Annotated in this window: 25 protein-coding genes; 12 read left to right on the plus strand and 13 right to left on the minus strand. The window is 46.6% G+C overall.

Annotation, left to right across the window (positions count from 1 at the left end; all coding sequences use genetic code 11):
- Positions 1-7 precede the first annotated feature (7 nt).
- From QUB39_RS02575 to QUB39_RS02585, 3 genes are all read right to left on the minus strand, one after another.
- Positions 8-1663 (minus strand): radical SAM protein, encoded by a 1656-nt coding sequence (locus QUB39_RS02575; protein ID WP_333052188.1) that lies wholly within the window; start codon positions 1661-1663, stop codon positions 8-10.
- A 573-nt stretch (positions 1664-2236) separates the two neighbouring features.
- Positions 2237-2749 carry a signal peptidase II gene (gene lspA, locus QUB39_RS02580; protein ID WP_333052190.1) on the minus strand — a complete coding sequence of 171 codons (513 nt, stop codon included), beginning with the start codon at positions 2747-2749 and terminating at the stop codon, positions 2237-2239.
- Positions 2750-2947: 198 nt separating this feature from the next.
- A complete protein-coding gene (locus tag QUB39_RS02585) occupies positions 2948-3526 on the minus strand; it encodes a biotin transporter BioY (protein WP_006635529.1) in 579 nt (192 codons plus the stop codon).
- 476 nt (positions 3527-4002) lie between these two features.
- Between QUB39_RS02585 and pstS the strand changes: the two genes are divergently transcribed.
- From pstS to pstB, 4 genes are all read left to right on the plus strand, one after another.
- Positions 4003-5178 carry a phosphate ABC transporter substrate-binding protein PstS gene (pstS, locus tag QUB39_RS02590; protein ID WP_333312566.1) on the plus strand — a complete coding sequence of 392 codons (1176 nt, stop codon included), beginning with the start codon at positions 4003-4005 and terminating at the stop codon, positions 5176-5178.
- A 325-nt stretch (positions 5179-5503) separates the two neighbouring features.
- Positions 5504-6460 (plus strand): phosphate ABC transporter permease subunit PstC, encoded by a 957-nt coding sequence (pstC, locus tag QUB39_RS02595; RefSeq protein ID WP_333052197.1) that lies wholly within the window; start codon positions 5504-5506, stop codon positions 6458-6460.
- Positions 6461-6494: 34 nt separating this feature from the next.
- Entirely contained in the window at positions 6495-7388 is an 894-nt protein-coding gene (pstA, locus tag QUB39_RS02600) for a phosphate ABC transporter permease PstA (RefSeq protein ID WP_333052200.1), read from the plus strand.
- Positions 7389-7525: 137 nt separating this feature from the next.
- Positions 7526-8326 (plus strand): phosphate ABC transporter ATP-binding protein PstB, encoded by an 801-nt coding sequence (gene pstB / locus QUB39_RS02605; RefSeq protein ID WP_333052302.1) that lies wholly within the window; start codon positions 7526-7528, stop codon positions 8324-8326.
- A 364-nt stretch (positions 8327-8690) separates the two neighbouring features.
- Here the strand turns inward: pstB and QUB39_RS30500 are convergent, their stop codons facing one another.
- Positions 8691-8954, minus strand: coding sequence for an NblA/ycf18 family protein (locus QUB39_RS30500; protein WP_445242989.1), 264 nt, complete (start codon positions 8952-8954; stop codon positions 8691-8693).
- A 135-nt stretch (positions 8955-9089) separates the two neighbouring features.
- On the opposite strand from QUB39_RS30500, the gene QUB39_RS02615 reads away from it, so the two are divergent.
- Positions 9090-9686, plus strand: a complete 597-nt coding sequence (locus QUB39_RS02615) for a phycobiliprotein lyase (protein WP_333052203.1) — start codon at positions 9090-9092, stop codon at positions 9684-9686.
- Between the two features lie 327 nt (positions 9687-10013).
- Positions 10014-10769, plus strand: a complete 756-nt coding sequence (locus tag QUB39_RS02620) for a phycobilisome rod-core linker polypeptide (RefSeq protein ID WP_333484994.1) — start codon at positions 10014-10016, stop codon at positions 10767-10769.
- A 435-nt stretch (positions 10770-11204) separates the two neighbouring features.
- On the opposite strand, the gene QUB39_RS02625 is transcribed toward QUB39_RS02620, so the two are convergent.
- From QUB39_RS02625 to QUB39_RS02635, 3 genes are all read right to left on the minus strand, one after another.
- Positions 11205-11639 (minus strand): hypothetical protein, encoded by a 435-nt coding sequence (locus QUB39_RS02625; RefSeq protein ID WP_333052208.1) that lies wholly within the window; start codon positions 11637-11639, stop codon positions 11205-11207.
- A 30-nt stretch (positions 11640-11669) separates the two neighbouring features.
- Positions 11670-12635, minus strand: a complete 966-nt coding sequence (locus QUB39_RS02630; protein WP_333484995.1) for an RluA family pseudouridine synthase — start codon at positions 12633-12635, stop codon at positions 11670-11672.
- A gap of 276 nt (positions 12636-12911) precedes the next feature.
- Positions 12912-14360 (minus strand): RecQ family ATP-dependent DNA helicase, encoded by a 1449-nt coding sequence (locus QUB39_RS02635; RefSeq protein WP_333484996.1) that lies wholly within the window; start codon positions 14358-14360, stop codon positions 12912-12914.
- A gap of 169 nt (positions 14361-14529) precedes the next feature.
- On the opposite strand from QUB39_RS02635, the gene QUB39_RS02640 reads away from it, so the two are divergent.
- Entirely contained in the window at positions 14530-15360 is an 831-nt protein-coding gene (locus QUB39_RS02640; protein ID WP_333484997.1) for a phytanoyl-CoA dioxygenase family protein, read from the plus strand.
- 286 nt (positions 15361-15646) lie between these two features.
- Here the strand turns inward: QUB39_RS02640 and QUB39_RS02645 are convergent, their stop codons facing one another.
- Entirely contained in the window at positions 15647-16027 is a 381-nt protein-coding gene (locus tag QUB39_RS02645; protein ID WP_333484998.1) for a hypothetical protein, read from the minus strand.
- Positions 16028-16060: 33 nt separating this feature from the next.
- On the opposite strand from QUB39_RS02645, the gene QUB39_RS02650 reads away from it, so the two are divergent.
- Together QUB39_RS02650 and QUB39_RS02655 are read left to right on the plus strand one after the other, a co-directional pair.
- Entirely contained in the window at positions 16061-16249 is a 189-nt protein-coding gene (locus QUB39_RS02650) for a hypothetical protein (protein ID WP_333052221.1), read from the plus strand.
- A 268-nt stretch (positions 16250-16517) separates the two neighbouring features.
- Positions 16518-17072 (plus strand): M23 family metallopeptidase, encoded by a 555-nt coding sequence (locus tag QUB39_RS02655; RefSeq protein WP_333207798.1) that lies wholly within the window; start codon positions 16518-16520, stop codon positions 17070-17072.
- Between the two features lie 154 nt (positions 17073-17226).
- On the opposite strand, the gene ftsH is transcribed toward QUB39_RS02655, so the two are convergent.
- A complete protein-coding gene (gene ftsH / locus QUB39_RS02660; RefSeq protein WP_333052227.1) occupies positions 17227-19161 on the minus strand; it encodes an ATP-dependent zinc metalloprotease FtsH in 1935 nt (644 codons plus the stop codon).
- 796 nt (positions 19162-19957) lie between these two features.
- Between ftsH and QUB39_RS02665 the strand changes: the two genes are divergently transcribed.
- Positions 19958-20503: an NADPH-dependent FMN reductase gene (locus tag QUB39_RS02665; RefSeq protein ID WP_333052309.1), complete on the plus strand. Its 546-nt coding sequence runs from the start codon at positions 19958-19960 to the stop codon at positions 20501-20503.
- Positions 20504-20653: 150 nt separating this feature from the next.
- Here QUB39_RS02665 and QUB39_RS02670 read toward each other — a convergent pair whose 3' ends face one another.
- Complete coding sequence (locus QUB39_RS02670; protein WP_006635545.1) at positions 20654-20884, minus strand: hypothetical protein; 231 nt, start codon at positions 20882-20884, stop codon at positions 20654-20656.
- 132 nt (positions 20885-21016) lie between these two features.
- On the opposite strand from QUB39_RS02670, the gene psb32 reads away from it, so the two are divergent.
- Positions 21017-21739, plus strand: a complete 723-nt coding sequence (psb32, locus tag QUB39_RS02675) for a photosystem II repair protein Psb32 (RefSeq protein ID WP_333052230.1) — start codon at positions 21017-21019, stop codon at positions 21737-21739.
- A gap of 60 nt (positions 21740-21799) precedes the next feature.
- Here the strand turns inward: psb32 and QUB39_RS02680 are convergent, their stop codons facing one another.
- On the minus strand, positions 21800-22183 hold the full coding sequence (locus QUB39_RS02680) for a DUF4346 domain-containing protein (RefSeq protein WP_333052232.1): 384 nt from the start codon (positions 22181-22183) through the stop codon (positions 21800-21802).
- A gap of 332 nt (positions 22184-22515) precedes the next feature.
- On the opposite strand from QUB39_RS02680, the gene dcm reads away from it, so the two are divergent.
- On the plus strand, positions 22516-23553 hold the full coding sequence (gene dcm, locus QUB39_RS02685) for a DNA (cytosine-5-)-methyltransferase (protein ID WP_333052235.1): 1038 nt from the start codon (positions 22516-22518) through the stop codon (positions 23551-23553).
- A 391-nt stretch (positions 23554-23944) separates the two neighbouring features.
- Here the strand turns inward: dcm and QUB39_RS02690 are convergent, their stop codons facing one another.
- Both QUB39_RS02690 and QUB39_RS02695 read right to left on the minus strand, forming a co-directional pair.
- Positions 23945-24355 carry a hypothetical protein gene (locus tag QUB39_RS02690; protein WP_333052239.1) on the minus strand — a complete coding sequence of 137 codons (411 nt, stop codon included), beginning with the start codon at positions 24353-24355 and terminating at the stop codon, positions 23945-23947.
- A gap of 258 nt (positions 24356-24613) precedes the next feature.
- Positions 24614-26422, minus strand: coding sequence for an aspartate kinase (locus QUB39_RS02695; protein ID WP_333052242.1), 1809 nt, complete (start codon positions 26420-26422; stop codon positions 24614-24616).
- Between the last annotated feature and the right edge of the window lie 41 nt (positions 26423-26463).

The following is a 26463-nucleotide window of genomic DNA, read 5'->3' on the forward strand; positions in this document are numbered from 1 at the left end:
TAATTTACTAAACGCGACTTAGTGAATTCTCACATTCTTGATTTGGCTGTCGTGTTGTATGACTCATCGCCTCAGCCAAATGCTTCTTCAAAGTCGCCTCCGGTAGCGGTCCTTTTAAATGACTCCAAGGCAAAACCTGCTCCAATTCCCACTCTTGAAAAACATAAAAATTCATCTCCGGCAACTGTCCCCGCAACTCCTTAAACGCCCGCCGATAACTGCCCAAAGTATCGCCGTAATGCCGCACTAATTCCAACAGCCGAGACAACCGCCGATCGCCCTTTGACAACAACCCCTGAATCACCGACCAGTTATAGCTTTCAGGTCTAAATTCTAAACCCAACTTCCGCAATTCTTTATCTAAAAACTTCAGCCTCTTCTCCGCATCTTTATTCACTCCAAACCACTGAAAAGGAGTGTGAGATTTCGGGACAAAAGTGCTGCATCCCAGAGTCAACCGCAAACCGGGAACAGCTTTTCTAATCGCCCGCATCATCGCCACCGTCTCCTCTAAATCCTCCATTTCTTCGCCGGGAATTCCCGCCATCCCGTAAAGTTTAATTCCCTTTAATCCGCCAGCCTTAGCATTGATAGCAGCTTGAATAATTTCGTCATTTGTGAGTTTTTTGTTAACGATTTTGCGGAGGCGATCGCTCCCGCTTTCCACCGCAATCGTCACAGATTTGCTGTCTCTGTTTGTCAATATTTCGGCTAGCTTAACTGTCACAGTATTCGTCCTTACCGAAGAAAGACTCAACCGCACGCCGTCGTATTTCGGATGATTCAAATGATCCAGCAACGCTTCAAATTCCGGGTGCTGAGTCACCGAAGCACCCAACAAACCCAAACGATTAGTCACAGCTAAACCCCGATCGATCGCCGGAATTAACGAATCCTCCAAACTCGCAGTTCTAAACGGCAAAGTCAGATAACTTGCCAAACAAAAACGGCACATTTCTGGACAACTACGAACCACTTCCACCATGTAAATATTTTCCCAAGCAGCTTTTTCTGTCACCACAGTGGAAGCAGATAAAGTATTGCCGCGGTACGTCTGTTTTTCAACCATACTGGGAATTCCCGAATCGACAGGATGAATCGATTTAATCCCCTCAGCCGCATCCAGATAAGTTACTTCGTACAAACTGGGGACGTAAACTCCCGGAACTTGGGCTAAATGCCGCAATTTAGTTTGTCTGTCGGCGCTACGGACTTCTTTATAAGCATCAATAAAATTGTCAATGAGATGTTCGCCATCTCCCAGCAAAATCACATCAAAAAAATCGGCAAAAGGTTCTGGATTCGCCGTGAAAACCGGGCCACCCCCGAAGACGATCGGATGATTATCAGTTCGTCGTGACGCCCAAATCGGAATTTCTAGAGATTCCAATAAATTTAGAATATTTACATAGTCTAGTTCCCAAGAAAGCGAAAATCCCAGTAATTCTGGATTTCGGGGAAGTTGTTCGCTGATATCAGTAAATAAACGACTGACTTCAATATCCGATCGCACAGCCAAAGTGGCCCACACTATCTGATAGCCGAGACTGGTAATACCCACCGTGTACTCGTTGGGAAAAGCAAAAATAGTCGGGATAGCATCAGCATCGGGGGTTGCTGGGGCAAATAGTAAGCGTTCTTGGGCAAATGGATTAGGATTCATCCGATTTTAGATTTTAGATTTTAGATTTTAGATTAAGCTGTTGTGCATTTAAATAGAATGTCAAAAAACAATCTAATTCTTGTGGGGTGGGCGTCTCGCCCGCCCTGAATATGCAATTTAAATGCGTGACAGCTTAGGGAATTTATCCCACGGATAAATCCGGGAGTTTGTGACCAAATTGCTTTTGATCGCGGGCAAGTTTAGCCTTAGCAATAAAAAATCTAATTATAGCTCATAAATGACTCTAACCTGAAGTTGACACCTGTACCTTCTGGTAACAGACAACTGACAAATGACCGAAAACAATTGGTTGCGAGGCCGCCGGATTCATCAGCGGATAAGGAATGAGAATTAAATAACTTCCACTCTTGAAAGTGGGATGGGCGTCCCGCCCGTCATGAGTGGACGGGCGGGACGCCCATCCCACAAGAACAATTAAAATTGTAAGTTATTTAATTCGCGAGCCTAAGCAAAAAAAGCTCGGCATCCCATAAACCTGAGAACGGTACAGCCCGTGGGTGGTTAATCGAAAATCGAAAATCGAAAATCGAAAATCGATTGACTTGTTGAAAGTTAGTCTGAAATAGAATCGCGATCGTCCTGACTTTTCGGAGTCGGCGGTGCACTGTGAAAAGTTGCAATCAGCAAACAGATAATCCCAGCATTAATAAACACATCGGCTAGATTAAATACGGGGAACCGAATGATCCGAAAATCGATAAAATCTACAACATGGCCCGAAACAAATCGATCGATCCCATTCCCTAGTGCTCCCCCCAAAATCAAACCGTAGCCAGCTTGTTCCCAGCGGTTAATTCGCGGCCCGAACCAAGCCAGCACCATCAATCCCACACTAACGGCCAAAGACAGCCACCGCAACCAAATCGCCCCGCCATTGCTGAACAGACTAAAAGCCGCACCGGTATTAACAACATAAGTGAAGTGAAACACTCCGGGTAACAGCGGCTGCGTCTGCGGAGGAACCGTCAATTCAAAATTTTGCACCACCCAAAACTTAGCCAGGTGGTCTAAAACTAAACTGATAACAGCAGCAACCCAGAACAAGGGATTTCTTTTAAAACGCATGAATTAAGCAATAGAAAATGGGGCATCGGGCATGAGAGAATTTACTCCAATCTCACGTGTCATTATGAGCAGAATGCAGTGCAGGAAAGCAATCCCAGCCGCAGCGCGATGACTCTCTCGTTGGGCAATGTATAGTATAACCTTATTTGACACAACAACCAATCCCCGATTACCAATTCCCAATTCCCAATTACCCAATCAATAAAACATCAAGCGGCGCAAAGTAAATGACAACACTGCGATCGCACAAACTACCGCCAATTGTCCCGGCAGAGGATAAACCGAATATTTAAGAATCTCATCGAATAAAGGTGTTTTTTTTGCTGGAGGCAGCCAGTAAGTAAAAATTAGATAAATTAAGCCGATCGCGTGAACTGTGAACAAACCGCACAAACAGCTAAAAGCCATAGATTCCAGCCGCGAAGCCACCTTAAAAGCCACCCAGCCGCACACCCAAGCACCAGGCACAAAACCCAGCAAATACCCAAAACTCGCTTCTTTGAGATAGCCGATGCCGCCGCCTTGAGAAAAAACTGGCCACAAAGTTAATCCTAATGCCAAATAGGCAATTTGCGAGAGAGCCGCAGCATTTTTTCCCCCCATGCAGCCTACTAGCAAAACGGCTCCAATTTGATAGGTAACACCTAAAGAGTACGCCTGAAGTCCTCGATCGTCCCACAACCCAATCGGGATTGTGACAGATGCAGGCAAAAAAGTGCCTCCTATCGTCAGGAGCAAACCAATAACAGCCCAGATTAATTCAATAGGAGCAGGCATTATAGCAGAAGAAAGAAGGAAGACCGAAGTTGCAATCGACCGTTTATGTTTGTGCAATTAAGAACGTCCTCACCGTCAGGGCGGTTGCTATATCATCAAACAGCATTCCTCAGAATGTATTTGTCAGATGCAAGCTTCAATGCCCGCAGCTTTTAAATTCTTAATCCTAGCACTACTATCAAAATAACCACCATTGTATGGTTTTCTGGTTCTCAAGCTTCGATCTTGTGATAATTTAATGGAGAATTTTTCGCGATCCTCTTCGAGGGCTTCGCTAACGGGCGATCGACTGGTTTCCGTACAAATCTATCTTGCCTATATCTCATGAAATCACAATTGTCAAGATCATCTCTTAATTAATAATATTAATTAATATTAAATTGCCATTAAATGTAAAGATTCTTAACCCAAGCTTTACTTTTGCGCGCTATGCTGATGCGGGACACCCATATAACGATCGCAGCTTTTGTATACCTATGCTTTTTCGTCTTAACTTGATTAATCCAAACCGTCTGACTACTGCAATTTCCGCTATGGCGATCGCCCTCAGTGTAGCAGCTTGCAGCAGCCCCAGCACAAACACAAGCACCAGCCCCAGCCCCGGCGACACCGCAGCTAGCCCCGTTGCGGCCACAGGCACAGCAGCAAACACCAAACTCGCCCTAGCCTCAGACGTAGCCCTGACGGGTGCCGGCGCGTCATTCCCAGCACCCCTGTACCAGCGCTGGTTTCAAGATTTCAACACAGCCAATCCCAAATTACAGATCAATTATCAGTCAGTGGGCAGCGGTGCCGGAGTCGAACAGTTTACCAAAGGTACGGTAGACTTTGGAGCCAGCGACACCGCCATGAGTGACGAGGAAATTGGGAAGGTGCCAGCGGACAAAGGCGTGCTCTTGCTGCCGATGTCGGCTGGCAGCATCGTGATCGCCTACAACCTGCCAGACGTACCCGAACTGAAGTTGCCAAGAGCCGTTTACACAGATATCTTCTTGGGGAACATCACCAAGTGGAACGACCCCAAAATTGCAGCAGCTAACCCAGGCGCTAAACTGCCAGACCAAAATATCACAGTTGTACACCGTTCTGACGGCAGTGGTACGACAGACGTATTCACAAAACACCTCAGCGCCATCAGTCCAGAATGGAAAGAAAAAGTAGGGGAAGGCAAGACAGTAGAGTGGCCTTCTGCCGGTAAGATTGGTGGCAAGGGGAATGAAGGTGTGACAGCTTCTATTCAACAAACCGTTGGCGCTATAGGCTACATTGAGTACGGCTACGCCAAGAACAACAATATCAAGTTTGCTGCCCTGGAGAATAAAGCCGGCAATTTTGTAGTCTACAACGACGCAGCGGGGGCCAAAACCCTTGAAGCAGTGGTACTACCGGAGAATCTGCGGGCGTTCATTCCCGATCCGGAAGGGGCAGAGTCCTATCCTATTGTTAGCTACACTTGGATGCTCATCCCCAAAACAGTTGCTGACCCCAACAAAGCCAAAGCAATCGAGGCCATGATTGAATACGGCTTGAATGAAGGTCAAAAGGTCAGCCCTGAATTGGGCTACGTTCCTCTGCCCCAAAACGTTAAAGAAAAAGTAGCAGCGGCCGCCGACGGCATCAGCCCCGACTACAAAATTGAGGTGGCCAAATAGTAATTGTTGACTGTTGACTGTTGACTGTTGACTGTTGGAAAAAAGGGGAAAGAAAAAAGCAAGAGAGATATTTGTGTAGGGGCGGGTTCACCGACAATAATTGCCTAAAATCAATAATCCGATCGACCCGCCCCACCCAACGGTAAATCGCCATTTACCTCTTTGAAAATACAATGGTCAGGTTTTACCCGAAATAATTGTTGAAATGTCAGGGGATTAATAAACCCGCCCCTCTTTGATTTTATTTATGGTCTTTCTTTCTGCTTCTTTCTAGCTTTTTCCGAAACAGACTATTTTCCGCTACTATATATTTGGTTTTTTTTCTATGATTTCAGACAATCACAGCGCTCAATCACAGAGCAGATCGCGCTCTGGGGCAGAAAAATCCTTAGACCAAGGCTTTATCTGGCTGACTCGGATTTTGGGAATAGGAGTTGGTGTAATTTTGCTGCTAATCGCCCTCACCGTTGGTTACAGGGCTTTACCGGCGATTCAAGAGTACGGTTTGGGATTTCTATTTGGCAGTAGCTGGAATCCGGTTAAAGAAGAGTACGGTGCGCTGCCAATGATTTACGGGACGATCGTCAGTTCGGCGATCGCGCTCCTAATTGCTGTACCATTAGGAGTAGGGACTGCCATCTTCTTGAGTGAAGATTTTTTGCCGCTGCCAGTGCGTACAGCTTTAGTTTTTTTAGTAGAACTTTTAGCCGCCATTCCCAGCGTAGTCTACGGTTTGTGGGGAATTGCTGTATTGATTCCCATGATTACCACTCTCGGCAAGTTTCTCAACGGTAACTTCGGATGGCTGCCGATTTTTAGCACCTCGCCAGTTGGGCCGGGAATGTTACCAGCAGGAGTAATATTGGGAATCATGACTTTGCCCATTATTACTGCTATCTCCCGCGACTCTTTGGCAAGTCTCCCGCCCGAATTGCGGCAAGCATCTCTAGGTTTAGGAGCTACTCGCTGGACAACAATTTTTAGAGTGCTCGTACCGGCGGCTTTTTCCGGCATTGTCGGCGGAATTATGCTTGGGCTCGGTCGCGCTATGGGAGAAACAATGGCTGCAACTCTGTTAATTGGCAATTCCAATCAGTTAAGTCTTTCTGTGCTAGCTCCAGCAAATACTATTGCTTCTCTGATGGCAAATCAGTTTGCGGAAGCTTCGGGATTGCAAGTAGCAGCTCTGATGTACACTGGGCTAATTCTGTTTATTCTGACGCTGATTGTTAATATTTTGGCAGAGTGGATTGTTTCTCAAGTAAGAGCGAAGTACAACTAGAATTTTGCCCCAATTTCCTACATAGTTTTAGTTTATGTCAAATAGCGTCTCCGATGAGAATCCTTTAGTATCGAAAGCAGGCAGTTTGAAGAAGGTTAAAAACAGCCCGCAAGCGCTGTTTAATCTGGGTATGACTGTACTGGCTGGAGCTGGTCTGGCAATCACTCTGCTGCCTTTGTTTGCAGTGCTTTCCTACGTCACCGTACAAGGTTTCAATCGCCTGAATTTAGACTTGTTTACCAAGCTGCCACCGCCGCCGGGACTATCGGGAGGCGGTATTGCTAATGCAATTGTCGGTACGTTAATGACCGTAGGAATTGCTTCTTTAATTGCTGTTCCTTTTGGTGTATTAGCAGCAGTTTATTTGTCGGAGTTCAGCAGCGGCCAAGTAGCTCGCTGGGTACGCTTTGCTACCAACGTCCTCAGCGGCGTTCCTTCGATTATTGCAGGGGTGTTTGCCTACGGTTTGTTCGTGGTAAATATGGGAGGTTTTTCGGCAATTGCAGGGGGTGCGGCGCTAGCTGTGCTGATGTTGCCGACGATTGTGCGGACTACTGACGAAGCTCTACAAATCGTCCCGCAAGATATTAGATGGGCGTCGGTTGGTGTGGGTGCTTCTAATTATCAGACGGTATTGCAGGTGGTTTTGCCTGCGGCAATTCCGGCTATTTTAACGGGCGTGACGCTGGCAATTGCTCGCGCTGCTGGAGAAACTGCTCCTTTGATTTTTACGGCGCTGAATTCGCCTTTTTGGCCGGCTGGATTTGATAAGCCAACTCCGAGTCTTTCGGTTTTGGTGTACAACTTTGCAACGGTTCCTTTTAAGGCACAGAAAGAATTGGCCTGGGCGGCATCTTTGATTTTGGTGATTATGGTTTTGCTGACGAGTATTCTTTCTCGCTGGGCTACTCGCCAAAAAGTTTATTGAAGGAAGAAGGGCACGACACGGATTTGGACACCGATACACGGATGAATTTAACTGTTTTTCCTTTCGTCTCCTACTTTCTGTGTCTCCCAGTCTCGCCTTCTTGTTATTTTGTAAAATTCGATTGGATAATTAGCTGTATGATGATGGATTTAGACCAGCAAACGGAAACAATTTTACGGACAGAAAATATCAATATTTTTTACGGCGCTTTTCACGCGGTTAAAAATGTTTGTATGGAGATTCCTAAAAATCGCATTACTGCTTTGATTGGGCCGTCTGGCTGCGGTAAAAGTACAATTCTGCGATGTTTTAACCGCCTCAACGATTTAGTTAACGGTTTTCGTTTAGAGGGTAGAATTGATTACTACGATCAAAATCTTTACGCTCCTGATATTGATGCTGTAGAGGTGCGCCGCAAGATTGGGATGGTATTCCAAAAGCCGAATCCTTTCCCGAAGTCGATTTATGACAATATTGCTTACGGTGCGAGGGTAAACAATTATAAGGGGGATATGGATGAGCTGGTGGAAAAATCGCTCCGCCAAGCTTATTTGTGGGATGAGGTGAAGGATAAGTTGAAGCAAAGTGGTTTTTCTCTTTCGGGTGGCCAGCAGCAGCGTTTGTGTATTGCTAGGGCGATCGCGATTAATCCTGATGTAGTGTTAATGGATGAACCTTGCGCTTCTCTTGACCCGATTTCTACGATTAAGATTGAGGAGTTGATGCGGGAACTCAAGGAGAAGTATACGATTGTGATCGTTACTCACAATATGCAGCAGGCTTCTAGGGTTTCTGACCTGACTGCTTTTTTCAATGCTAAACTTTCTGACGATGGGAAGCGGTTTGGCTATCTTGTGGAGTGTGACAAGACTGAGGTAATTTTCCAAAGTCCGAAGGAAGAGTCTACTTTAGATTATGTCAGCGGCCGTTTTGGTTGAGTCCCCGACAGGTTGAAACAATCGGGCTACACAAACTCTCGTCTCTCTCACTTGAGACTAAAAAGATTTAATTTGCTGAGTATGGTAGCGACAAAAAAAACTGCATAAAACTTTTGTCAATTTAGAATCCCGCTTTCTTGGAGGAAGCGGGATTCTGGATTTTATGATTAAAAGCTCGATCTGAGATGTTGCACCATTCTCAATAAGCTTTTTAGGAACAGGCTTTCCGGCCTGTTCCACAAGAAAATTCACTCTTTGTGGAACAGGCCGGAAAGCCTGTTCTTGACAATGGTGCAAGATGTGAGTCGATCGTACTTTTTGCAGATACAAGCCACTGATTGTTGTGAAGAAATGCTCGAAGAGTTCACATATTCTTCATCCAATGCTTGAACAGGTTTTCTTTGACCATACTTTGCCGCATAACTTCGAGCAAGTATTCCTGAGCTTGGTCTTGGCTTAACCTTTTGACTTCTTCGCGCAGCACTTGAAGTTTGAACTGCTGTTCCATGCTGAGGTTGGTTGTAGGCATATCCATAAATCGCTCCTCCAGTTTGCTGAGATTAATGCGAAATTGATCGGAATGACCTTTCGCAGGATTTGTTGTGTCTCCTACATTGTAAACTATCATAACATTCCCTTGACAATATGTCCAAAGTAGACATTTTGAAACTAATTTGTGTCGCAAAAGTACATCAAAGTGGGGGGAGCTTTATCATAAAAAGGCGTAAAGACCGGGAAGCCTAAGCCAAAGGAGATAGTTTGTATGGATGCAATGGAGTTTTTTCAGAGCAGCGCTGGGGAGTGGCGTTCTCAGCGCAGCACTCACCACCTCGCTTTCCGCCAAGCGGAGATTGGGGATTCAAATATTCAGGTAACGGCGCTGGGTGCGGATGACGCGCGAGTCGCCGATATTTGCAAGATGCACGAAGTCGATCCGAGCCGGGCTGCTGGGGGGGCTTTTGTGACTTGGCACGGCTCGATGGCGTGGGATAAGGATGATGAGAATCATAAAGGGTCTACGGTGTTCGCGATCGTCCCCGATCCTGAAAATCCCCGACAGGGCTTGATGTTGCGCGAACGGGGCTATGCGGAAATTGTGCCGGTGGCTGGCCGTTTTGAGATGGATGATGAGGATGGGCTGCTGCTGATTACCGAATACGAGACGATGAGTTCGATCGAGCGTTTTTGGTTTGCTAATCCGAACGTGCGGATGCGGACGAGTACCGTAAAGCGCTTTGGCGGTTTCAGCACATCGACTTTTTGTACCGAAATTCGGGTGCAACCAGACTCGGATGCAGCATCAGAACCCGCAGCCGATCAAGTGGCCGGCAGCGAGTTTTATTCGGCTCTGGGTTGGTAATTTAGTCATTAGTCATTAGTCTTTACTTTGGCTTCATTTCCAGCCTGGGCCTGGGCCTGGTGGGGTTCAGGCTCTGCCTCCGGTTAGAGTAGACGAGGCAGAGCCTCTAAAGTGGCGTTCCCAGCCAGAGACTCGAAGAGTGACTTCTAACTACTGACTACTGACTTCCCCAAAGTCAACAAATGTTACAGATTGTTGCAAAAATTCAGGAAAATCAGATTTAGATTGCGGGAATCCCCTAATCTGTATGTTGGTTAGTTGTATCCGTTTTGCTGGCAGCTCACGGTGTCAACTATTTCTGAAATTTGAGATAACGGAGATTTTAACGTGGCGCTTCCTTTATTAAGCTACGCCCCCAAGAGCCAAAACCAGCGCGTTGCTGGTTATGAAGTGGGGAGCGACGAGCAGCCGAGAATTTTCACAACTGAAAATGTGCTCTCGTCTGGAGACATGGAAAATTTGATTTGGGCTGGATATCGCCAGATTTACAGCGAACACCAAATCCTCAAGAGCAACCGCCAAACGTCTTTGGAGTCGCAACTCAAGTTCGGCCAAATTACTGTGCGGGACTTTATTCGCGGTTTGGCGACTTCTTCTCCTTTCTTGGAGCGGAATTATCAAACTAACAGCAACTACCGGTTTGTAGAAATGTGCGTGCAGCGCATTTTGGGTCGGGATGTGTACAGCGAGCGCGAAAAGATTGCTTGGTCGATCGTCGTAGCCAATAAGGGGCCTCAAGGCTTTATTGACGAGTTGGTCAATAGCGAAGAGTACCTGGATAAGTTCGGCTACGATACCGTACCTTACCAACAGCGCCGAATTTTGCCTCAGCGAGTTGGAGGGGACACTCCTTTCAACTTGAAGACGCCCCGCTACGGTGAGTACCACCGTTCGCAGCTTGGCTTCCCGCAAATCATCTGGCAGACAAGTGTCCGCCGTTTTGTTCCTCAAGAACAGCAGGCGAAGGCTGGCGATCCGTCGAACTATTTGGGTATGGCGCGCAGTATGCCCACGCCTGCTACTCCACCGCAGCGCGTGCCTCTGGCTAATATCAATATTGCCACGATGGTTCCTCGCCGCTAATTGATCCTGTCTGATGCAATTATTTGTGTCGGGCGATCAACTGAATCGATCGGCTTTTAGGCTGAGAGAGTTTTGAGTCTTGAGTTTTGAGGTTTGAGTTTTTTGATAAACTTGGAATCCAAAACTCAGGGCTCATAATTTTTGGGGAAAAAAGGAAGTTCGGCAACGAGCAATCTACAGGATTTAACCGATAAATATTAGACTTGAATTGAAGCTATTCTTTGCTCTCCTATCTTGAAATGTATCTGCGTTCCTCTGCGTGCATCTGCCTTCATCGGATCGCGAATTAAATAACTTACAATTTTAATTGTTATTGTGGAAGTTATTTAATTCTCATTCCATCTGCGGTTTGCCTATTACATCAAAAATTTAGGCAAGAAGTTTAATCAAGAAAAAAGGCAGGGGGAAAAATGTTTATAGTAAGGCCTTTAGTCATTAAAAAGGTAAAGGATCAGGTTCTGACGGTAACAGACTTACGCCAGTATAAGCAGATTGGAGTCTATCAAAAATGTATTCAAAAGCTTCTTCAAAGTGTCTGGGTTCATCAATGAGAATCTTGAATTCGTGACCCCAAGGATAAACGGTGACAATGAAATTGTCAATAACTTTGTTAACACTCAAAGATATTTCGACTGTTTCGCGATCGCCATTTTCGGGAGTTTCGGGATTTTCACAAACATCGATCGCACCATCAAAATACAGAATGCCATTGTCATCAAACTTCTGATTTTGCTTTTGAATCGGGCATTCCAAATAATCGCTCATTTGCGTGATAAAAATGTCACTAAAATCCTGACAAGCTTCGCAGGATTCGCGGTATGCTTGCCGGGATGCGGCGTAAGCTTTGCAAAGTTTCTCAAATTTAGACATAGAAATTACCAGTGTTAACTGCCTAACATATCAAGTGTGAGAGCGCAACCGCAATATTTTCAACAAAGTGTTGAATTGATCGGGTAAAGGCGCGATCGCCTCTATTAATTCTCCGGTTACGGGATGCTGCAATGTCAGCCGCCATGCGTGGAGGGCTTGTCCGGTTAAATTGACGCCGATCGAACGGTTGGAACTGTACATCGGGTCGCCGACAATGGGATGTTTGATCTCCGCTGTATGCACGCGAATTTGATGGGTGCGGCCGGTTTCTAATTGATAGTGCATTAAGCAATAGTTGCCGATTCTTTCTTTGATTGTCCAGTGAGTAACTGCGGGGCGACCGCCTTTTTCTACGGGTACTACCGCCATTTTTTTGCGGTCTGTGGGATGCCGCCCGATGGGTAGGTCTATTGTACCTGTTTCGGTGTTAGGAGCACCGTAAACTATGCCTAAATATTCGCGGCGGGCGGTTTTGGTTTTGAGTTGGGCTTGCAGGTGTTGGTGGGCGATGTCGGTTTTGGCGATCGCGATCGCACCTGTTGTATCTTTGTCTAATCTGTGTACGATTCCCGGCCGCTGAACTCCGCCTATTTCTGCTAGGGGACAGTGGGCTAAGAGGGCGTTGACTAATGTACCGTCTTGGTGTCCGGCGGCTGGGTGGACGACTAATCCCGCTGGTTTGTTGATGATAATTAGGCTGTCATCTTCGTAGAGGATGTCGAGGGGAATTGCTTCGGCCTGCAACTTTGTGGGCTGGGCTTCAGGTAATGTGAGGTGGATGCGATCGCCCGTTTTTACTGAGATTTTTTTCGAGGTGCAGGTTTCGTCGTTGACTTTGACGTTGCCTTGTGATATGAGGCTTTGGATTCGCGATCGGGATAAGTCCGGTATCTGGTTTGACAGCCAAATATCTAATCGCTGATTGACATTACTGCGATCGAATTCTTCTGTATTTTCTACTGTGTAAATCTGTGCCGCAGTGTCTATTTCTATCATTATACTTTCTTTGGTAATCGGTAATCATATCATGTCCGAGCGATTAACCATACTATCCCGGTCGGGGCGGGTTTTTGGGATGGTCAATTATTGGCAGGTATTGTTGGTGAACCCGCCCCTACAAAAATCCCGGCCCCTCAACCGGACATGATATCACTAATTTAAAATCGATCGATTTGTATGCAGTACATATCCTGTAGGGGCGGGTTTCACCAACAATACGCGCCTGTAACTAATAATCTCGTAAACCCGCCCCCACCCAGGGTAAATTTCCAATCACCGGCAATTATCGCAGTGCCCGCACCGCATAAATTTAGCCTCATTTGCAAACCCAAAAGCTTGCAGCAAAAATTGCCACCTGCACTCGCGATGTTTCAAATATTTTACCATTTCCTCAGCGGCTGTAAAGTTGGATTTTTCCGCTTTTTGCTGGGGAGATTTATTGATCGCATAATTAAAAGGATCTTGCCATGTTAATTGTCCGCTGCTGTGCAAGATTGAAAGGGCGATCGCACTTTCGGGAAATTCGCGGGAAACTGCTTCTATATCGCCTTTAACAGGCAGTTTTTTAGCTAATTGCTGAGCTTCTCGGTATTGCGATCGCAATTTATCTTGAAAAAATTCCTTTCTTTGTTTATCTTCAGGATAAAGCAAACCCGTAGGTTCGCTAATCAATGTCAGGGCGATCGCTGATTTGCCGTCGCGTCCGCCTCTACCAATTTCCTGAATGTATTCCGATAATAGCAAAGGTGCTTGATAATGAACAACCCACCGGACATCGGGCTTGTTAATTCCCATCCCGAATGCTGAGGTACAAGTCACGAATTTAAGCTCGTTTTTCAGCCAAGCGTTTTCGATTTTTCGCCGTGATTCTGGACTCAAACCTGCATGATATGCTGCTGTTTCATAACCTGCTGCTTCCAACAAATCCGCCAAGCTTTCGCTATCTTTTCTAGTGCGGACATAGACTAAACCTGCTTGTTTGGGTCGGGATTTAATAAAATTTAATAACTGCTGTTTGCGTCCTCTCGGCGTCCAGACTGTTTGCACTTGCAGGTGCAGATTAGAACGGTAGGGACTTAGCAAAAATGCTTCGGGTTTTTGCAGTTGCAAGACATTTTTGATTATCTGCTGTGCTTCCGGGTTGGCGGTAGCGGTAAAAGCTGCGATCGCAATTTTACTGTTTGCTGGTTTAGCTTTCAACAAAGCCGATCGCACTGTTCCCAAACGGCGGTAAGCTGGTCGAAAAGTATCGCCCCACTGCACTAAACAGTGAGCTTCATCTAATATTAAACCGTTGATTTGGATGTGTGGCTGACTGATAATTTCCCAAACAGGTTTGCTGAGTAATGTTTCGGGAGACAGGTACAGCAATCTTAATTTGTTTTGTTGCAGCGATTGCATAGTTTGTCGGCGCTGCGCTGTTGGCAATTGACTGTGGAGGAGGGAAGCGGGTAAATTGCGATCGCGCAATTCTTGTACTTGGTTTTCCATCAGTGCGACTAACGGCGAAACTACCAAAGTTAAACCTGTTTGTAACAAAGCTGGCAGTTGAAAGCAGATGGATTTGCCGCCACCTGTCGGCATAATTATAAGTGTATCTTTTCCGGCTAATAAACTACCGACGATTTCTCCTTGGGGTGGTCGAAAGTCGTCGTATCCCCAGATTTTTTGGAAGGCAGCGCGGGCTTGATTTAATGATGTTGGTTCTTGTTGGTCTTTCATTTAATTTATCCCCAAATCAGACGTAATGTGAGCAGTGCCTGCCCTAAATAATTAAATTTTGTGTAAGTCCTGATGTACCAAGAAACCGGGTGGCTGGTTTCATAATATGCAAGTATCGAGCAGAATAAGTGTTAATTTAATAACAGTTAATAATTTTACTTTTTTAAGTATGAACGCAAGCACGTTAAGCGAAGTTTTCAGCTATCGGCAAAAGACTTGTGATCTTTTCGACACAGCAGGGGCGGTAGAAGCGGTGCGCGAAGATGGTTTTGCGCTGATGCCTGGTGTACTCAGTCCGTCGGAAGTGGCGCAAACAAAGGAAGCACTCGATCGCCTGCAACCCTTCGGACTCGATGGTAGCAGTTGGAGTGAATTGAACCAGCATTTTAAGTGCGTTTTTAATCGCGATCGCCTGTGGCTTTCCTATGCCGATCGACCGGGTATAATTGAATTAGCCGAAGCATTAATGGGCAGCGATTGCCATATTATCGGCATGACTGCGTGGAAAAGCGGGCCCGGTTATGATGGTTGGCGCGTCCACGTCGATCAGGTGTTTGTACCCCTGCCCGAAAGCGTGTTTGCCGTTAGCGGAGCCCTCGAAGAGGAACGCACTTTTCAACTACCAGTATGGATTTGTACAGCCCATTTCTATCTCAGCGACATCGCAGAAGACCTCTGTCCTACCTACATTATTCCTGGTAGTCACAAATCTGGTCGAAAACCAGAACGCGGGGAAGAAACTTGGAACGGACACTCCCCAGAACCAGTTTTGTGCAAAGCAGGAGATGTGCTGTTTTTCCGCAGTGAAATTTGGCATTCCGGTGGCAAAAATACGACCACAGATGGAACTCGCTACTTACTGCAAGTGCATTATTCCCACCGCAACATCGCGCAGAAATTTTCGCCTTGGCCGTGGCAGTTCAATCCCGAAATTCTCGCTACCGCTACAGAACGGCAACTGCGGCTTTTAGGCAAACATCCTGAGTCAAATTACGGTTAAAATACATGGCTAATTCTGTTGAACCACCTGTATAGCAAGCCTTAGAATAAATATGAACACCATCTATTCTCTTCTATTCCTTTCTCTTTTCTTCTCTTTCTCTGTGTCCTCTGCGCCCTCTGCGGTTCATCAAAAAAAAAATCTGTCACAAATGCATTAACATTATAATGTCAAAGTTATTTGAGACTTGGAGTTTTGGATTTGAGATTATCATCAATTCTAGAGACTGGTAAATCTCCGAATATCTTGAGCAATCCAAAATCCAAAATCTAAAATCTAAAATCGCCTAAGATTGACCGTCTCGGCGGCCGAGCTCGTACACGCCGCCGCCAATACAGGCGATCGTACCCATAGATACCGCCCAACCAGTGCCCAGAGAAAATTCTACGCCCCAATTGCACAATCCGCCCACAATCAAAAAGGGCACAATGCTCAACAGGGAAGCGTAAAAGGCATTTTGAGCTTCTCTGGCTTGGCGGGTTCTTTCAAACTCGGCTTCCGAGGTGTAGAGGGATCTCTCAGCAAAATTCATCCAGCGGTTGAGTTGCAGGATTACCCATTCTGTCAGGGGCGACAGGCCCCAGTACAGGGCCAAAGACCACAAGGACGCACCGGCGATCGCAGTTGCGTCTATGGCAAAACTAAAGGGAAAAATTTCAGTAAGCATTGCTTGATGTTTGTGATGAATTTGAGATTTTGGATGACATCCAAAATCCCGGAACTAACTAACTATAGTGTCAAGCAAAAGCTCGATCGGATTCAACCGCAGCACGAATTAGTCTGCCAACTTTTTTTTATCTCCCCTGGGCATTTACCCGGAAGCCTTGACACGGGTTTTGGATGGAGTAAGATACACGTTGTTGATAAACTGATTCGCGATCGCGGGTAGAGCTCAAAGCCAATCTTGCAGCGAATTGGCATAACTTACATTTTGCACCCTTCTCACAAACGGGCTTTCCGGCCCGTTCCACAAAGGATGATTTTTTTGTGGGCTCGGCCGGAAAGCCCGCCCCTGAAAGCTTTATTGACAAGGGTGCAAGATGTGAGGCTAACAGACAACGCAAACTCCCACACACATTTAACTTTGAGCCGTGAAAAAAATCCTGCAAGACTCTAGAGGCCCGCTGACGGCAAAACGCTTTTTTCGTCTCAGACAGATGCTGCTGCTGGCACTTTCGATCGGCATTGTGTTGATTAGCCCTTATTTGCAGCAGCAGGTGGTCAAAGCTCAGTCAGGCTTACCAACCAGAGTAGCGACGGGTAATTTGTGGCAAGAAGCTTCTTTTCCAGTCGAAAACTTTGAAACCTACACTTCCCCCTTCGGCCCCCGTGGCGGGGATTTTCATTACGGTTTGGACTTGGCCGCCCCGGAAGGCAGCTATATCCGCAATTGGTGGGGCGGGCAAATTGTGGAAGTTTGGGAAGATGGCCGATGCGGCACTGGTATGATCGTGCGATCGGGAAATTGGGAACACATCTACTGTCACCTCAGAGGCCGAGTGCTAACGGCTAACGGCGGGCGTTATTATACCGATCGCGAAGGTACTTTGCAAATTTGGCAAGGTCAAACAGTGCCTGCGGGTGCGAGAATTGCCAGAGTTGGGATGACCGGCCGCACGAGTGGGCCTCACTTGCACTGGGGATTGAAGTACGGCGGCCGCTGGGTTGACCCGGCTTTGGTTCTCCGGGAAATGTACGCGCAACAATCTTAATTAGTCATTAGTTAGTAGTCATTAGTCATTAGTCATTAGTGATTAGTTAGTAGTCATTTTTGGGGTTTGTAGTAATGAGTAAAGTCCTGATTTTTTCGAGAATGAGGAATAAAGTCATCACTACAAACTTGAATAACTAATGACTAATGACTCTTTATGTTGGTGCCAACTCTTTTTTGTTTACCTCGGTGTAGCGAGCGACAATTTGCCGGAATTCGTCGCCGTCGATCGTTTCTTCATCCAACAGCGCTTCGACAAGTTTGTCTACCAAATCCCGATTTTCGCGGATAATTCGGCGAGCTTCTTCGTAGCACTCAAAGGCAATTTCCCGGACTTGGCGATCGATCTTGATTGCCATTTCTTCGGAATACTCCGATCGCGAATTCCAGCTTTGACCCAAAAACACCTCATTGTTCGGACTTTCCAAAGCCACAGGCCCCAAATCCGACATTCCGTAAAGCGTTACCATCTCCCTGGCGAGACTGCTAACTTTTCTGAGATCGCTACCGGCACCGGTGTCGATTTCAGCATCGCCATAAATTTCGGCCTCCGCCGCCCGTCCCCCCAAAGCTACTTTAATTCGGTTTAACAGCAAAGCCCGACTCCTCAAACCTTCGCTGTCGAGCATTTCGTCGTCGAGCACAAAGCTAGTAAAGCCTTCGATGCCACCGGAACGGGGAATAATCGTTACTTTTTCCACGGGGTCGGCATTTTTGAGCATGGTCGCGACTAGGGCGTGTCCGACTTCGTGGTATGCTGTCATCCACTTTTTCTTGCTGTCGAGCAGCGGGTTGAGCGTCAGCCCGATCGTGATCCGGTCGATCGCGTCGTGAACTTCTAAGTTAGTAATCGTGTCTTTGCGACGCCTCGCAGTGAGAATTGCTGCTTCGTTGAGCAAGTTTGCCAAGTCAGCGCCGGAAAAGCCGGGAGTGCGGCGGGCGATCGTGTCTAGGGCAACTTCTGGGTCGAGTTTTTTGTTGCGCGCGTGAACTTGCAAAATCCCCAAACGCCCTTTGTAACTGGGTAAATCTACCGTTACTTGTCGATCGAACCTGCCGGGTCGCAGCAGGGCGGTATCGAGCACGTCGGGGCGGTTAGTAGCTGCAATCACAATCACACCGCTGTTACCCTCAAAGCCGTCCATTTCTGTCAGCAACTGATTGAGAGTTTGTTCGCGTTCGTCGTTGCCGCCGCCGATACCAGCGCCCCGCTGCCTTCCTACGGCGTCTATTTCGTCGATGAAGACGATGCAGGGCGAATTTTCTTTAGCTTTGCGGAACAAGTCGCGGACGCGGGAGGCGCCAACTCCGACAAACATTTCGACAAATTCGGAACCGGAGATGCTGAAGAAGGGGACGGCTGCTTCGCCTGCGATGGCTTTGGCCAGCATTGTTTTGCCGGTTCCGGGAGGCCCGATTAACAGAACTCCTCTGGGAATTTTGGCGCCGATGGCGTTGAAGCGTTCGGGTTTTTTGAGGAAGGTTACGACTTCTTGCAGTTCTTCTTTAGCTTCTTCGATGCCTGCTACGTCGTCGAACATCACGCCGGTTTTGGCTTCCATTTGGAAACGGGCTCTGGATTTGCCGAAGTTCATGGCATTTCCTTGAGATTGGGTCGATCGGCGCAGGATTGCCATCAGCACTGCCAACACTGCAAAAATCACTAGCAAGTTTATTACTAAACTGACTGCCGCTGCGTTATCTGCTGTTTGTTTGACTTCAAAGTCAATCTTTTTGGCGCGGATTTGCGAGTACAGTTCTCGGTTGTTGTAGTCGAACAGACTAACTGATTGGGTTTGATCGCTTTTTTGATTTTTTAGCCTAACCTTGGCAGTTCTTTGAGTTTCGTCTACTTCGATTTTACTGACTTGCCCTTTTTCTATGTTGTCGATGAGTTGGCTGTAACTCATGGTGTTTGGCGCACTCTCGGCAAACACCGGGGTCGAGAGCAATATTCCTTGAGAAATCACCAAACTGCCCAGGATGCGCCAAAGATTCCGTCCTGGAATTGATTTTTTAGGATTCTGGCTCGACTTGTCTTTGTTTACAGCTAGATGCCCCAGCCATGCGTGTTTCCAAGAATTTTTCATATTGCTTTGCCCAAGGTTGAAGACTGCCAAGATTGACCGCTTGTGGTTTGCTACGTTCATTTATTTTAACAAGAGGGCGGGTGTTGGATGGGTTTATCTCTCGCGGGCATCTTAAGAAACCCCTCAAGAGGGGGGCGGTTTCATTCTCGGTAGGTGCAATCCCCCGTGGTTGCCCCCATGTCCCAAACGCCTGTGCAATGGTCTGTGGGTGGGGGCGGGCACGGGGACTAGGGGTCGCACCGCCCCTACAAAAGCCTGATTTTCGTGAGAATGAAACCGCCCTGCTCTTGAGGGGGGTTTTGAATCCACGGCTGCTCGAGAAACCGGGTTTTTTACCTAATCTGCGGGCTATAACCCAGGATTTTGCTCAAAAAACCCGGTTTCTCGGCTCCCTCCACTGAACTTACCCACGGCTGCTCAAGAAACCGGGTTTTTTACCTAATTTGCGGGCTATAACCCAGGATTTTGCTCAAAAAACCCGGTTTCTCGGCTCCCTCCGTAAATCTCAAATCTCAAATCTCAAATCTCAAATCGATGGATTTTGCTCAAAAAACCCGGTTTCTGGGCCTCTCTACTGAACTTACCCACGGCTGCTCAAGAAACCGGGTTTTTTACCCAATCTGCGGGCTATAACCCAGGATTTTGCTCAAAAAACCCGGTTTCTGGGTTCCGTCGGTAAATCTAAAATCTCAAATCTAAAATCTAAAATCGATTGACAGTTGTCGATCGAACTTGCTATGTTAATCATACTCGTAATGAGTACGTTTTAGTCAAGCAGTTATTGTTTTTAAGCTTTATGGTAAAAATTGTCGGCATTGGTGGAAGTTTGCGGGCTGGCTCCTACAGCCAGTTAGCGTTGAAGGTGGCAGCAGAACGGGCGCAGGCTTTGGGCGCGGAAGTTGAAATATGGGATTTGCGATCGCTCAATCTGCCATTCTGCAAGGGTGAGAATGATTATCTCGATTACCCGGATGTGGAAAAGCTGCAGAATGCAGTTAAGCAAGCCGACGGCTTGATTTTGGCAACGCCGGAGTATCACGGTAGCGTCAGCGGTGCTCTCAAGAATGCCCTGGATTTGATGAGTTTTGAGCATTTGGACGGGAAAGTTGCGGGTGGGATTAGCGTTTTGGGAGGGCAAGTTAACAGCAACGCACTCAACGATTTGCGCGTGATTTTGAGATGGGTGCACGCTTGGGTAATTCCCGAACAAATTGCGATCGGACAAGCTTGGAAAGCTTTTAGTCCTGATGGTAAATTGTTGGATGAAAAACTGTCTGAAAGGTTCGACGAATTTGCTCGGAGTTTAGTAGAAAATACGCGGAAATTGCGAGGAATTTCATAATTGTATCTCATGACAAATGCAGTCCTGGACGCAACTGGCATAGTCTTTGGGTGCGTCAGTTCCAATAATTTCTCGATTAGAAGAGGTTTTCTCTATCTGACGCACCCTACAAGCTGTAATGTAACAGTTAACAGTCAACAGTCAACTGAGTCAAAATGGCATATCGATCATGTCTCCGAAAGGATGGGGTACGTCGATCGGCATTCTTCCGGGTTTTGACTCATATTTGTCTATCCACTTTTTGGCCAATTCCAAAGCTTCCTCCTCTGTCTTGGCATTTTGGACGGCGACGTGGCGGTTGCCGCGGCTATCCCAAACCTCGACGTAGAAGACTTTCTGGGATTGAATAATCCAACCTTTATATGTGTCTGCTGGTTCCATAGTTAGAATCCTAAAATAATCGGGCGGGGAGTTCCACTGGCTAGCTAATTGTAAATATTGCCCTGCATAAAATGAATTTTACGGGGGTTTCTATAGTATTTTTGGAAAAAAGTCAGTTTTACGGTTAACCTCATGACTAGACTCCTGAAGCAATTATTTAACTGGAGAAAATATCTCCAACCTTTGGCGGCGACGATCGCGATCGCCCTAATCGCATCCCAGATGGCGGTATTGCCGGCATTGGCGACTGGCGTTTACGAAATACCGGTGTTGTCGGCGGGCGATCGAACTTGGGTGTTCGACAAAGGCGACGTGCTCAGCCGCAGTAGCGAAAGCAATATCAGCAGCGTGCTCGACAACCTGGAAAACAAAACAGGGAAACAAGTCCGATTTGTCACCATCCACCGCTTAGACTACGGTGAAACGGCTGCCACTTTCACCGACCAACTGTTTGAACAGTGGTTTCCCGCAAAAGAAGACCAGACTAATCAAATTTTACTCGTTCTGGACACTGTTACCAACAGCGCGGCAATTCGGACGGGGGAAGGGGTGAAATCCCTGCTAACCGATGAAATTGCCCAGAGTGTGGCCGGGGAAACTGTGCAAGTGCCACTGCGGGAAGCGAATAAATACAACGAGGCATTTGCGGCTGCAAGTACGCGCATTGCAACTGTTTTGTCGGGCGAACCCGATCCGGGCCCTCCTGAAGTTGTTGACAACATTCAAGTTGAAGGCACGTTTAAAAAAGCTGAAGAAACAGATCAAGGCAATGCCACAGTTGTTGTGGTTGTGCTGTTGGTGTTGGCGACAGTGATTCCGATGGTGACTTATTTCTGGTATCAAGGTTTTTCGTGATCGGGTGCTGCTTGCATCCGATCGGTTGCCATTTTGTCAAGAAAATATGGCAGGGCTGCACTAATCTTGAACGTATTCTCGATCGCTCAACAATGCAATTTCTGCCCGTACAAATTCCCGTCCCAGATAAGCCGCGTGATCTAACATTGTCACCGGGTTGGGGCGGGTTTCTTCTAGAATTTTGACACAAAGTTCTTTGGCGGTTCTGCCGGTAAAAAGTGTGGACTGAGTGCGTTCTACTTTGCCGCGGGCGGGGATGGGTTTGCCGGTTTCGGGATCGACGGCGAGGCCTCGATCGTCGATGATGTTGGTGAAATGTTTGGCACAAATTAAGCTGGTTTCGCGATCGAGATAGATGATGAAGTAGCCGCCTGGATCGAGGTCGATGTGGCGTTTGGATAGCTTGTCATCGATTGCGGTGAGGTTTTCCAATGTTTGACTCATGGTTGGTGAAAGGAAGTAAAGAATAGCTATATTTTTTTTGCTATTTCTAGTTTAGTCGGCTGTGGGACAAGTTTGGGACATTGGTTGGTTGAATGCGGGGGAAATTTTCGGGCGATCGACATTCTATCCGATATCTGTGGGGACAGGGCATTGCCGTGTCCGGCGGTGGCTGCTGCGACTTTTAATGAGTGGTATAAGATTGAGGACTGTCACAAGACTTGTGGAACTTGATAGAATGAACCGCAGAGAACGCAGAGAACGCAGAGTGAAAGAAGAGAGAGAAACAAAATATGTTAGGATTGGCTTTAGTAAGATTTAGTATTGAATTATAAATGAAATTTATAGATTTATTTTCAGGAATTGGAGGTTTCAGACAAGGTTTTGAAAAAATGGGCTTTGAATGCGTTTTTTCCTGCGAAATTAACAGCAAATGCCGACAAGTTTACACGGAGAACTTCGGTGAGGTTCCTTTTGGAGATATCAGTAAAATTAATCCCGTTGAGTTAGAAGACTTTGATGTTTTAGTCGCCGGGTTTCCGTGCCAACCTTTTAGTATCTGTGGCAAAAAGCTAGGTTTTGAAGATACTAGAGGCACGCTATTTTTTGAGATTTGTAAAATTATCAAAATTAAGCAACCTCAAGTAGTTGTTCTCGAAAATGTCAAGCACTTAATCCATCATGACAAGGGAAATACCTTAAAAGTAATTATTGCCAGTCTTGAAGATTTGGGATACAGCGTGAATTACAAAATGCTGAATGCTAAAGACTTTGGAATTGCTCAACATCGTGAAAGAATATTTATTATTGCAACTCAAGGTAAACCATTCAATTTTTCTCGGCTTAAAATCCAGTTGACTCCAAAAATCAGGGAATTTCTAGACGAGACAGGAGATTTTGAAATATTGGATAAATCCGAGTATACTCTAATTGAGTCTCCGAGAAAGCAAGATTCGGGACTTTTATTTGTAGGTTACAGAAATAAAGGTACTTGGAAAACTGGCGTGAGGCCGAATACAGAACATTTATCGAGAGTTCACAGACAGCCTAATCGCATTTATTCGGTAGATGGAGTGCATCCGACAATTCCTTCGCAAGAAACATCGGGCAGGTTTTTTATCTACATTCCTGAGCAAGATATGGTGAGAAAGTTGACGCTGAAGGAATGTTACCGTCTTATGGGTTTTCCTGAAGATTTTAAAACTTATCCGAGTGCGGGGGAAAGTTACAAGCAAATTGGGAATTCGGTTTGTGTGCCGGTTGTGGAGGCGATAGCGCAAGAAATATTAAGTCAAAATTTATTGTCAAATGAGCCAAATGAACCACAAAGAAAAACTGAAGAATATATACAGCTTGTCCTTTTAAATTGCTGATATTAACTTGAGGAAGATTCCCATACAATTCGAGACCGTCTTGCTAACAAAAGTGCAAGCTCATCAGCCCTTGGACGGTTATCTTCACGATAGGGCAAGCCTATAATACTCCCATGAGATGAAGAGTCACGTACTACATTTAGACCTAGTTCTCGAATTTTCCCTAAATCCAGGCTAGCAACTCCTTCACAATTTCTCAATGCACTCAAAGATTGCTCTAGGGAAAAATTGACAGAAATACCCTGTTCGTTTATACGTTGGCGCAAATAGTAGGCGTCCGATTTGACGATCGATCTATCCCGATCTATCCATCCTTTTCGGAGAGCTCGGTAAACAAGTGTACGATCCGGTAATGTTTCAAACTCTGACGCACTCCCTGAAGATGGTTCTATCATATTTTGTTAAACCACTGCAACCAGTAAACTAATGTTGATGATGAAGCTATATTTTCGACCGCATTTTCATTGTTTGCATGGTGATAAATGTCAACTGGTTGCTCCGCACTGCATGGACAAAATAGGCGAACTGTACGCTCTGGTTCTAAGCTTGTCCAATCTAGTGTAATACTGCCTCTGTCATCTGTACCTGTTGAGGCTTTTGGAAAATTATCACCCAAAATATCATAGGTTTCTACAATCAATTTCATCGCTGTTCTGAAAGCATACTCAGTTGGTCTCAAAATCCCGTACTCATCCTCTTGTTCTAAATCTAAAAGTTCGATCAGACGTTCAACAGTGATTCGGAAATTCAATAAACCGCTATTGCTACTGCTCTCAGTAATCTGTTCTTTCGCTACAGTCATAAAATTCAATCCCTTTTAGGCGATCGCCAATTTAATCCTAACACAGCCTCATGCTGTGAAATTTGTACTCAAAACTGCGATCGTTGACTCTCGATCAATATTTGCAAGGACACAGCAGTGCCGTGTCCAAATCCGAATATATTTGTAGGGATACAGCACTGCTGTGTCCGCGATATTTGCAAGGACACGGCAGTGCCGTTTCCCTACCGAAAACCGCGATATTTGTAAGGACACGGCAGTGCCCTTTCCCTACTTGTCTTAAGCTGGAACTTGGATTCTTTCGGTGCCGGCAAGTTCAAAGGCTGCGTGAATTGCCTTCAAAGCAGTTACGCCTTGTCCTTCATCCACAACGCAGCTAATTTTAATCTCCGAAGTTGCAATCATTTGAATGTTGATTTGCTGGCGGGAAAGCGCTTCAAACATTTTTGCCGCTACTCCCGGATGCGCTACCATCCCGGAACCGACAACGCTAACTTTGGCAATTTGTGTATCGACTGCTACTTCGCCCCATCCGAATTCTGGGGCGGCTTTTTCGAGGACTATTTTAGCAGCTTCGGCGTCGATTTGTGCTACGGTAAATGCAATGTCGCGAGTTAATATGCCGTCGATATTGTGACAGCGCTGCGACTGAATGATTGTGTCTACGCTGATATTTTCCTCGGCTAAAAGTCCGAACAGTTTTGCTGCTACTCCGGGTCGATCGGGCAATTGGCGAATTGCTAGACGCGCTTGATTGAGATCCAACGCAACGGCGCGGACTGCGGGCGGTTTGTGGGATGATGAATGCAGCCCAACAGGGGAGTTGGCGACATCAAATGTTTTGCAGAGTTCGGCAACGGCCCGATCGCAATCTTCAGCATCGATCGCACAACTAACTTTAACCTCGGATGTAGAAATCATTTGAATGTTAATTCCCGCATCCGCTAAAGTCTTAAACATCTGCGCCGCTACCCTCGGACGACCGATCATTCCCGCACCCGCAATGCTAACTTTAGCTATGGGCCGCTCTTCTGCTTTCACTTCCGGTTCTCCCAATTCTGGGCGAGAATTCTTGCCGAGGGTGGGAATAATTGCATCTGCAACGGCGGTGGCTTGTTGCAGAGATTTTCGCGTCACTGTGAAGGCAATATCGTTAGTATTTCCTTCATGAATTGACTGGATAATTAAGTCTACATCGAGGTTTTGTTGGGCGATCGCACCAAACAACCGCGCTGCTACGCCGGGGCGATCGGGCAAACGCAGCAGCGACACCCCTGCCTGATCTAAGTCAAATTCCACCGCATCGACGGCTTTTGCGAGCTCCAAGCCCTCCAAAGGCCGGGGTTGCGGGGGTGGGGACACTACACGGGTACCGGGGGCGTCACTCCAGCTAGAAAGCACTACTAGGGGCACGCCGTAATTCTTGGCAATTTCTACCGCGCGCGGGTGGAGGACTTTTGCGCCCAAACTCGCCAATTCCAGCATTTCGTCGCAAGTGATTTCGTCCATCAATTGCGCGTCGGCAACCAAGCGCGGATCTGTAGTCAGAATTCCGGGCACGTCGGTATAAATTTCGCACCTGTCGGCCCGCAGCGCAGCAGCCAAGGCTACTGCTGTTGTGTCGGAACCGCCACGGCCCAAGGTGGTAATTTCCAATTCTCCGGCATCGGCGATGCCTTGGAAACCGGCAACCACAACGACTTTACCGCTTTTTAACTGGCTTTCAAGCCGATTCGGATCGATTCGCAAAATTCGGGCGCGGGTGTGGGCGGCTTCGGTGACAATGCCGACTTGGGCGCCGGTGAGGGAAATGGCGGGCTGTCCCATTTCCTGCAATGCCATGCTTAAAAGTGCGATCGAGACTTGTTCCCCAGTGGAAAGCAACATATCCATTTCCCGCTTGTTGGGATTTGGGGAAATTTCCTTGGCGAGTTTAACTAAACCGTCGGTGGTTTTGCCCATCGCTGAAAGTACGACAACCAGAGAGTTGCCGAGCTGTGCTGTTTTTACTACTCGTCTGGCTACTTCCAAAATGCGATCGACTGTACCAACCGAGGTTCCGCCATATTTCTGAACAATTAGTGCCATAGATTCTACACAAAGCTACAAAATACTTATCAAATAATACA

Source organism: Microcoleus sp. AT8-B5 (assembly GCF_036705565.1).
Lineage (GTDB): Bacteria > Cyanobacteriota > Cyanobacteriia > Cyanobacteriales > Microcoleaceae > Microcoleus.

What these genes read in the sequence shown, in the direction of transcription:
- QUB39_RS02575 (WP_333052188.1), bottom strand. Translation starts at nt 1,663, where the DNA reads ATGAATCCTAATCCATTTGCCCAAGAACGCTTACTATTTGCCCCAGCA.
- lspA (WP_333052190.1), bottom strand. Translation starts at nt 2,749, where the DNA reads ATGCGTTTTAAAAGAAATCCCTTGTTCTGGGTTGCTGCTGTTATCAGT.
- QUB39_RS02585 (WP_006635529.1), bottom strand. Translation starts at nt 3,526, where the DNA reads ATGCCTGCTCCTATTGAATTAATCTGGGCTGTTATTGGTTTGCTCCTG.
- pstS (WP_333312566.1), top strand. Translation starts at nt 4,003, where the DNA reads ATGCTTTTTCGTCTTAACTTGATTAATCCAAACCGTCTGACTACTGCA.
- pstC (WP_333052197.1), top strand. Translation starts at nt 5,504, where the DNA reads ATGATTTCAGACAATCACAGCGCTCAATCACAGAGCAGATCGCGCTCT.
- pstA (WP_333052200.1), top strand. Translation starts at nt 6,495, where the DNA reads ATGTCAAATAGCGTCTCCGATGAGAATCCTTTAGTATCGAAAGCAGGC.
- pstB (WP_333052302.1), top strand. Translation starts at nt 7,526, where the DNA reads ATGATGATGGATTTAGACCAGCAAACGGAAACAATTTTACGGACAGAA.
- QUB39_RS30500 (WP_445242989.1), bottom strand. Translation starts at nt 8,954, where the DNA reads ATGATAGTTTACAATGTAGGAGACACAACAAATCCTGCGAAAGGTCAT.
- QUB39_RS02615 (WP_333052203.1), top strand. Translation starts at nt 9,090, where the DNA reads ATGGATGCAATGGAGTTTTTTCAGAGCAGCGCTGGGGAGTGGCGTTCT.
- QUB39_RS02625 (WP_333052208.1), bottom strand. Translation starts at nt 11,639, where the DNA reads ATGTCTAAATTTGAGAAACTTTGCAAAGCTTACGCCGCATCCCGGCAA.
- QUB39_RS02630 (WP_333484995.1), bottom strand. Translation starts at nt 12,635, where the DNA reads ATGATAGAAATAGACACTGCGGCACAGATTTACACAGTAGAAAATACA.
- QUB39_RS02635 (WP_333484996.1), bottom strand. Translation starts at nt 14,360, where the DNA reads ATGAAAGACCAACAAGAACCAACATCATTAAATCAAGCCCGCGCTGCC.
- QUB39_RS02640 (WP_333484997.1), top strand. Translation starts at nt 14,530, where the DNA reads ATGAACGCAAGCACGTTAAGCGAAGTTTTCAGCTATCGGCAAAAGACT.
- QUB39_RS02645 (WP_333484998.1), bottom strand. Translation starts at nt 16,027, where the DNA reads ATGCTTACTGAAATTTTTCCCTTTAGTTTTGCCATAGACGCAACTGCG.
- QUB39_RS02650 (WP_333052221.1), top strand. Translation starts at nt 16,061, where the DNA reads ATGACATCCAAAATCCCGGAACTAACTAACTATAGTGTCAAGCAAAAG.
- QUB39_RS02655 (WP_333207798.1), top strand. Translation starts at nt 16,518, where the DNA reads ATGCTGCTGCTGGCACTTTCGATCGGCATTGTGTTGATTAGCCCTTAT.
- ftsH (WP_333052227.1), bottom strand. Translation starts at nt 19,161, where the DNA reads ATGAAAAATTCTTGGAAACACGCATGGCTGGGGCATCTAGCTGTAAAC.
- QUB39_RS02665 (WP_333052309.1), top strand. Translation starts at nt 19,958, where the DNA reads ATGGTAAAAATTGTCGGCATTGGTGGAAGTTTGCGGGCTGGCTCCTAC.
- QUB39_RS02670 (WP_006635545.1), bottom strand. Translation starts at nt 20,884, where the DNA reads ATGGAACCAGCAGACACATATAAAGGTTGGATTATTCAATCCCAGAAA.
- psb32 (WP_333052230.1), top strand. Translation starts at nt 21,017, where the DNA reads ATGACTAGACTCCTGAAGCAATTATTTAACTGGAGAAAATATCTCCAA.
- QUB39_RS02680 (WP_333052232.1), bottom strand. Translation starts at nt 22,183, where the DNA reads ATGAGTCAAACATTGGAAAACCTCACCGCAATCGATGACAAGCTATCC.
- dcm (WP_333052235.1), top strand. Translation starts at nt 22,516, where the DNA reads ATGAAATTTATAGATTTATTTTCAGGAATTGGAGGTTTCAGACAAGGT.
- QUB39_RS02690 (WP_333052239.1), bottom strand. Translation starts at nt 24,355, where the DNA reads ATGACTGTAGCGAAAGAACAGATTACTGAGAGCAGTAGCAATAGCGGT.
- QUB39_RS02695 (WP_333052242.1), bottom strand. Translation starts at nt 26,422, where the DNA reads ATGGCACTAATTGTTCAGAAATATGGCGGAACCTCGGTTGGTACAGTC.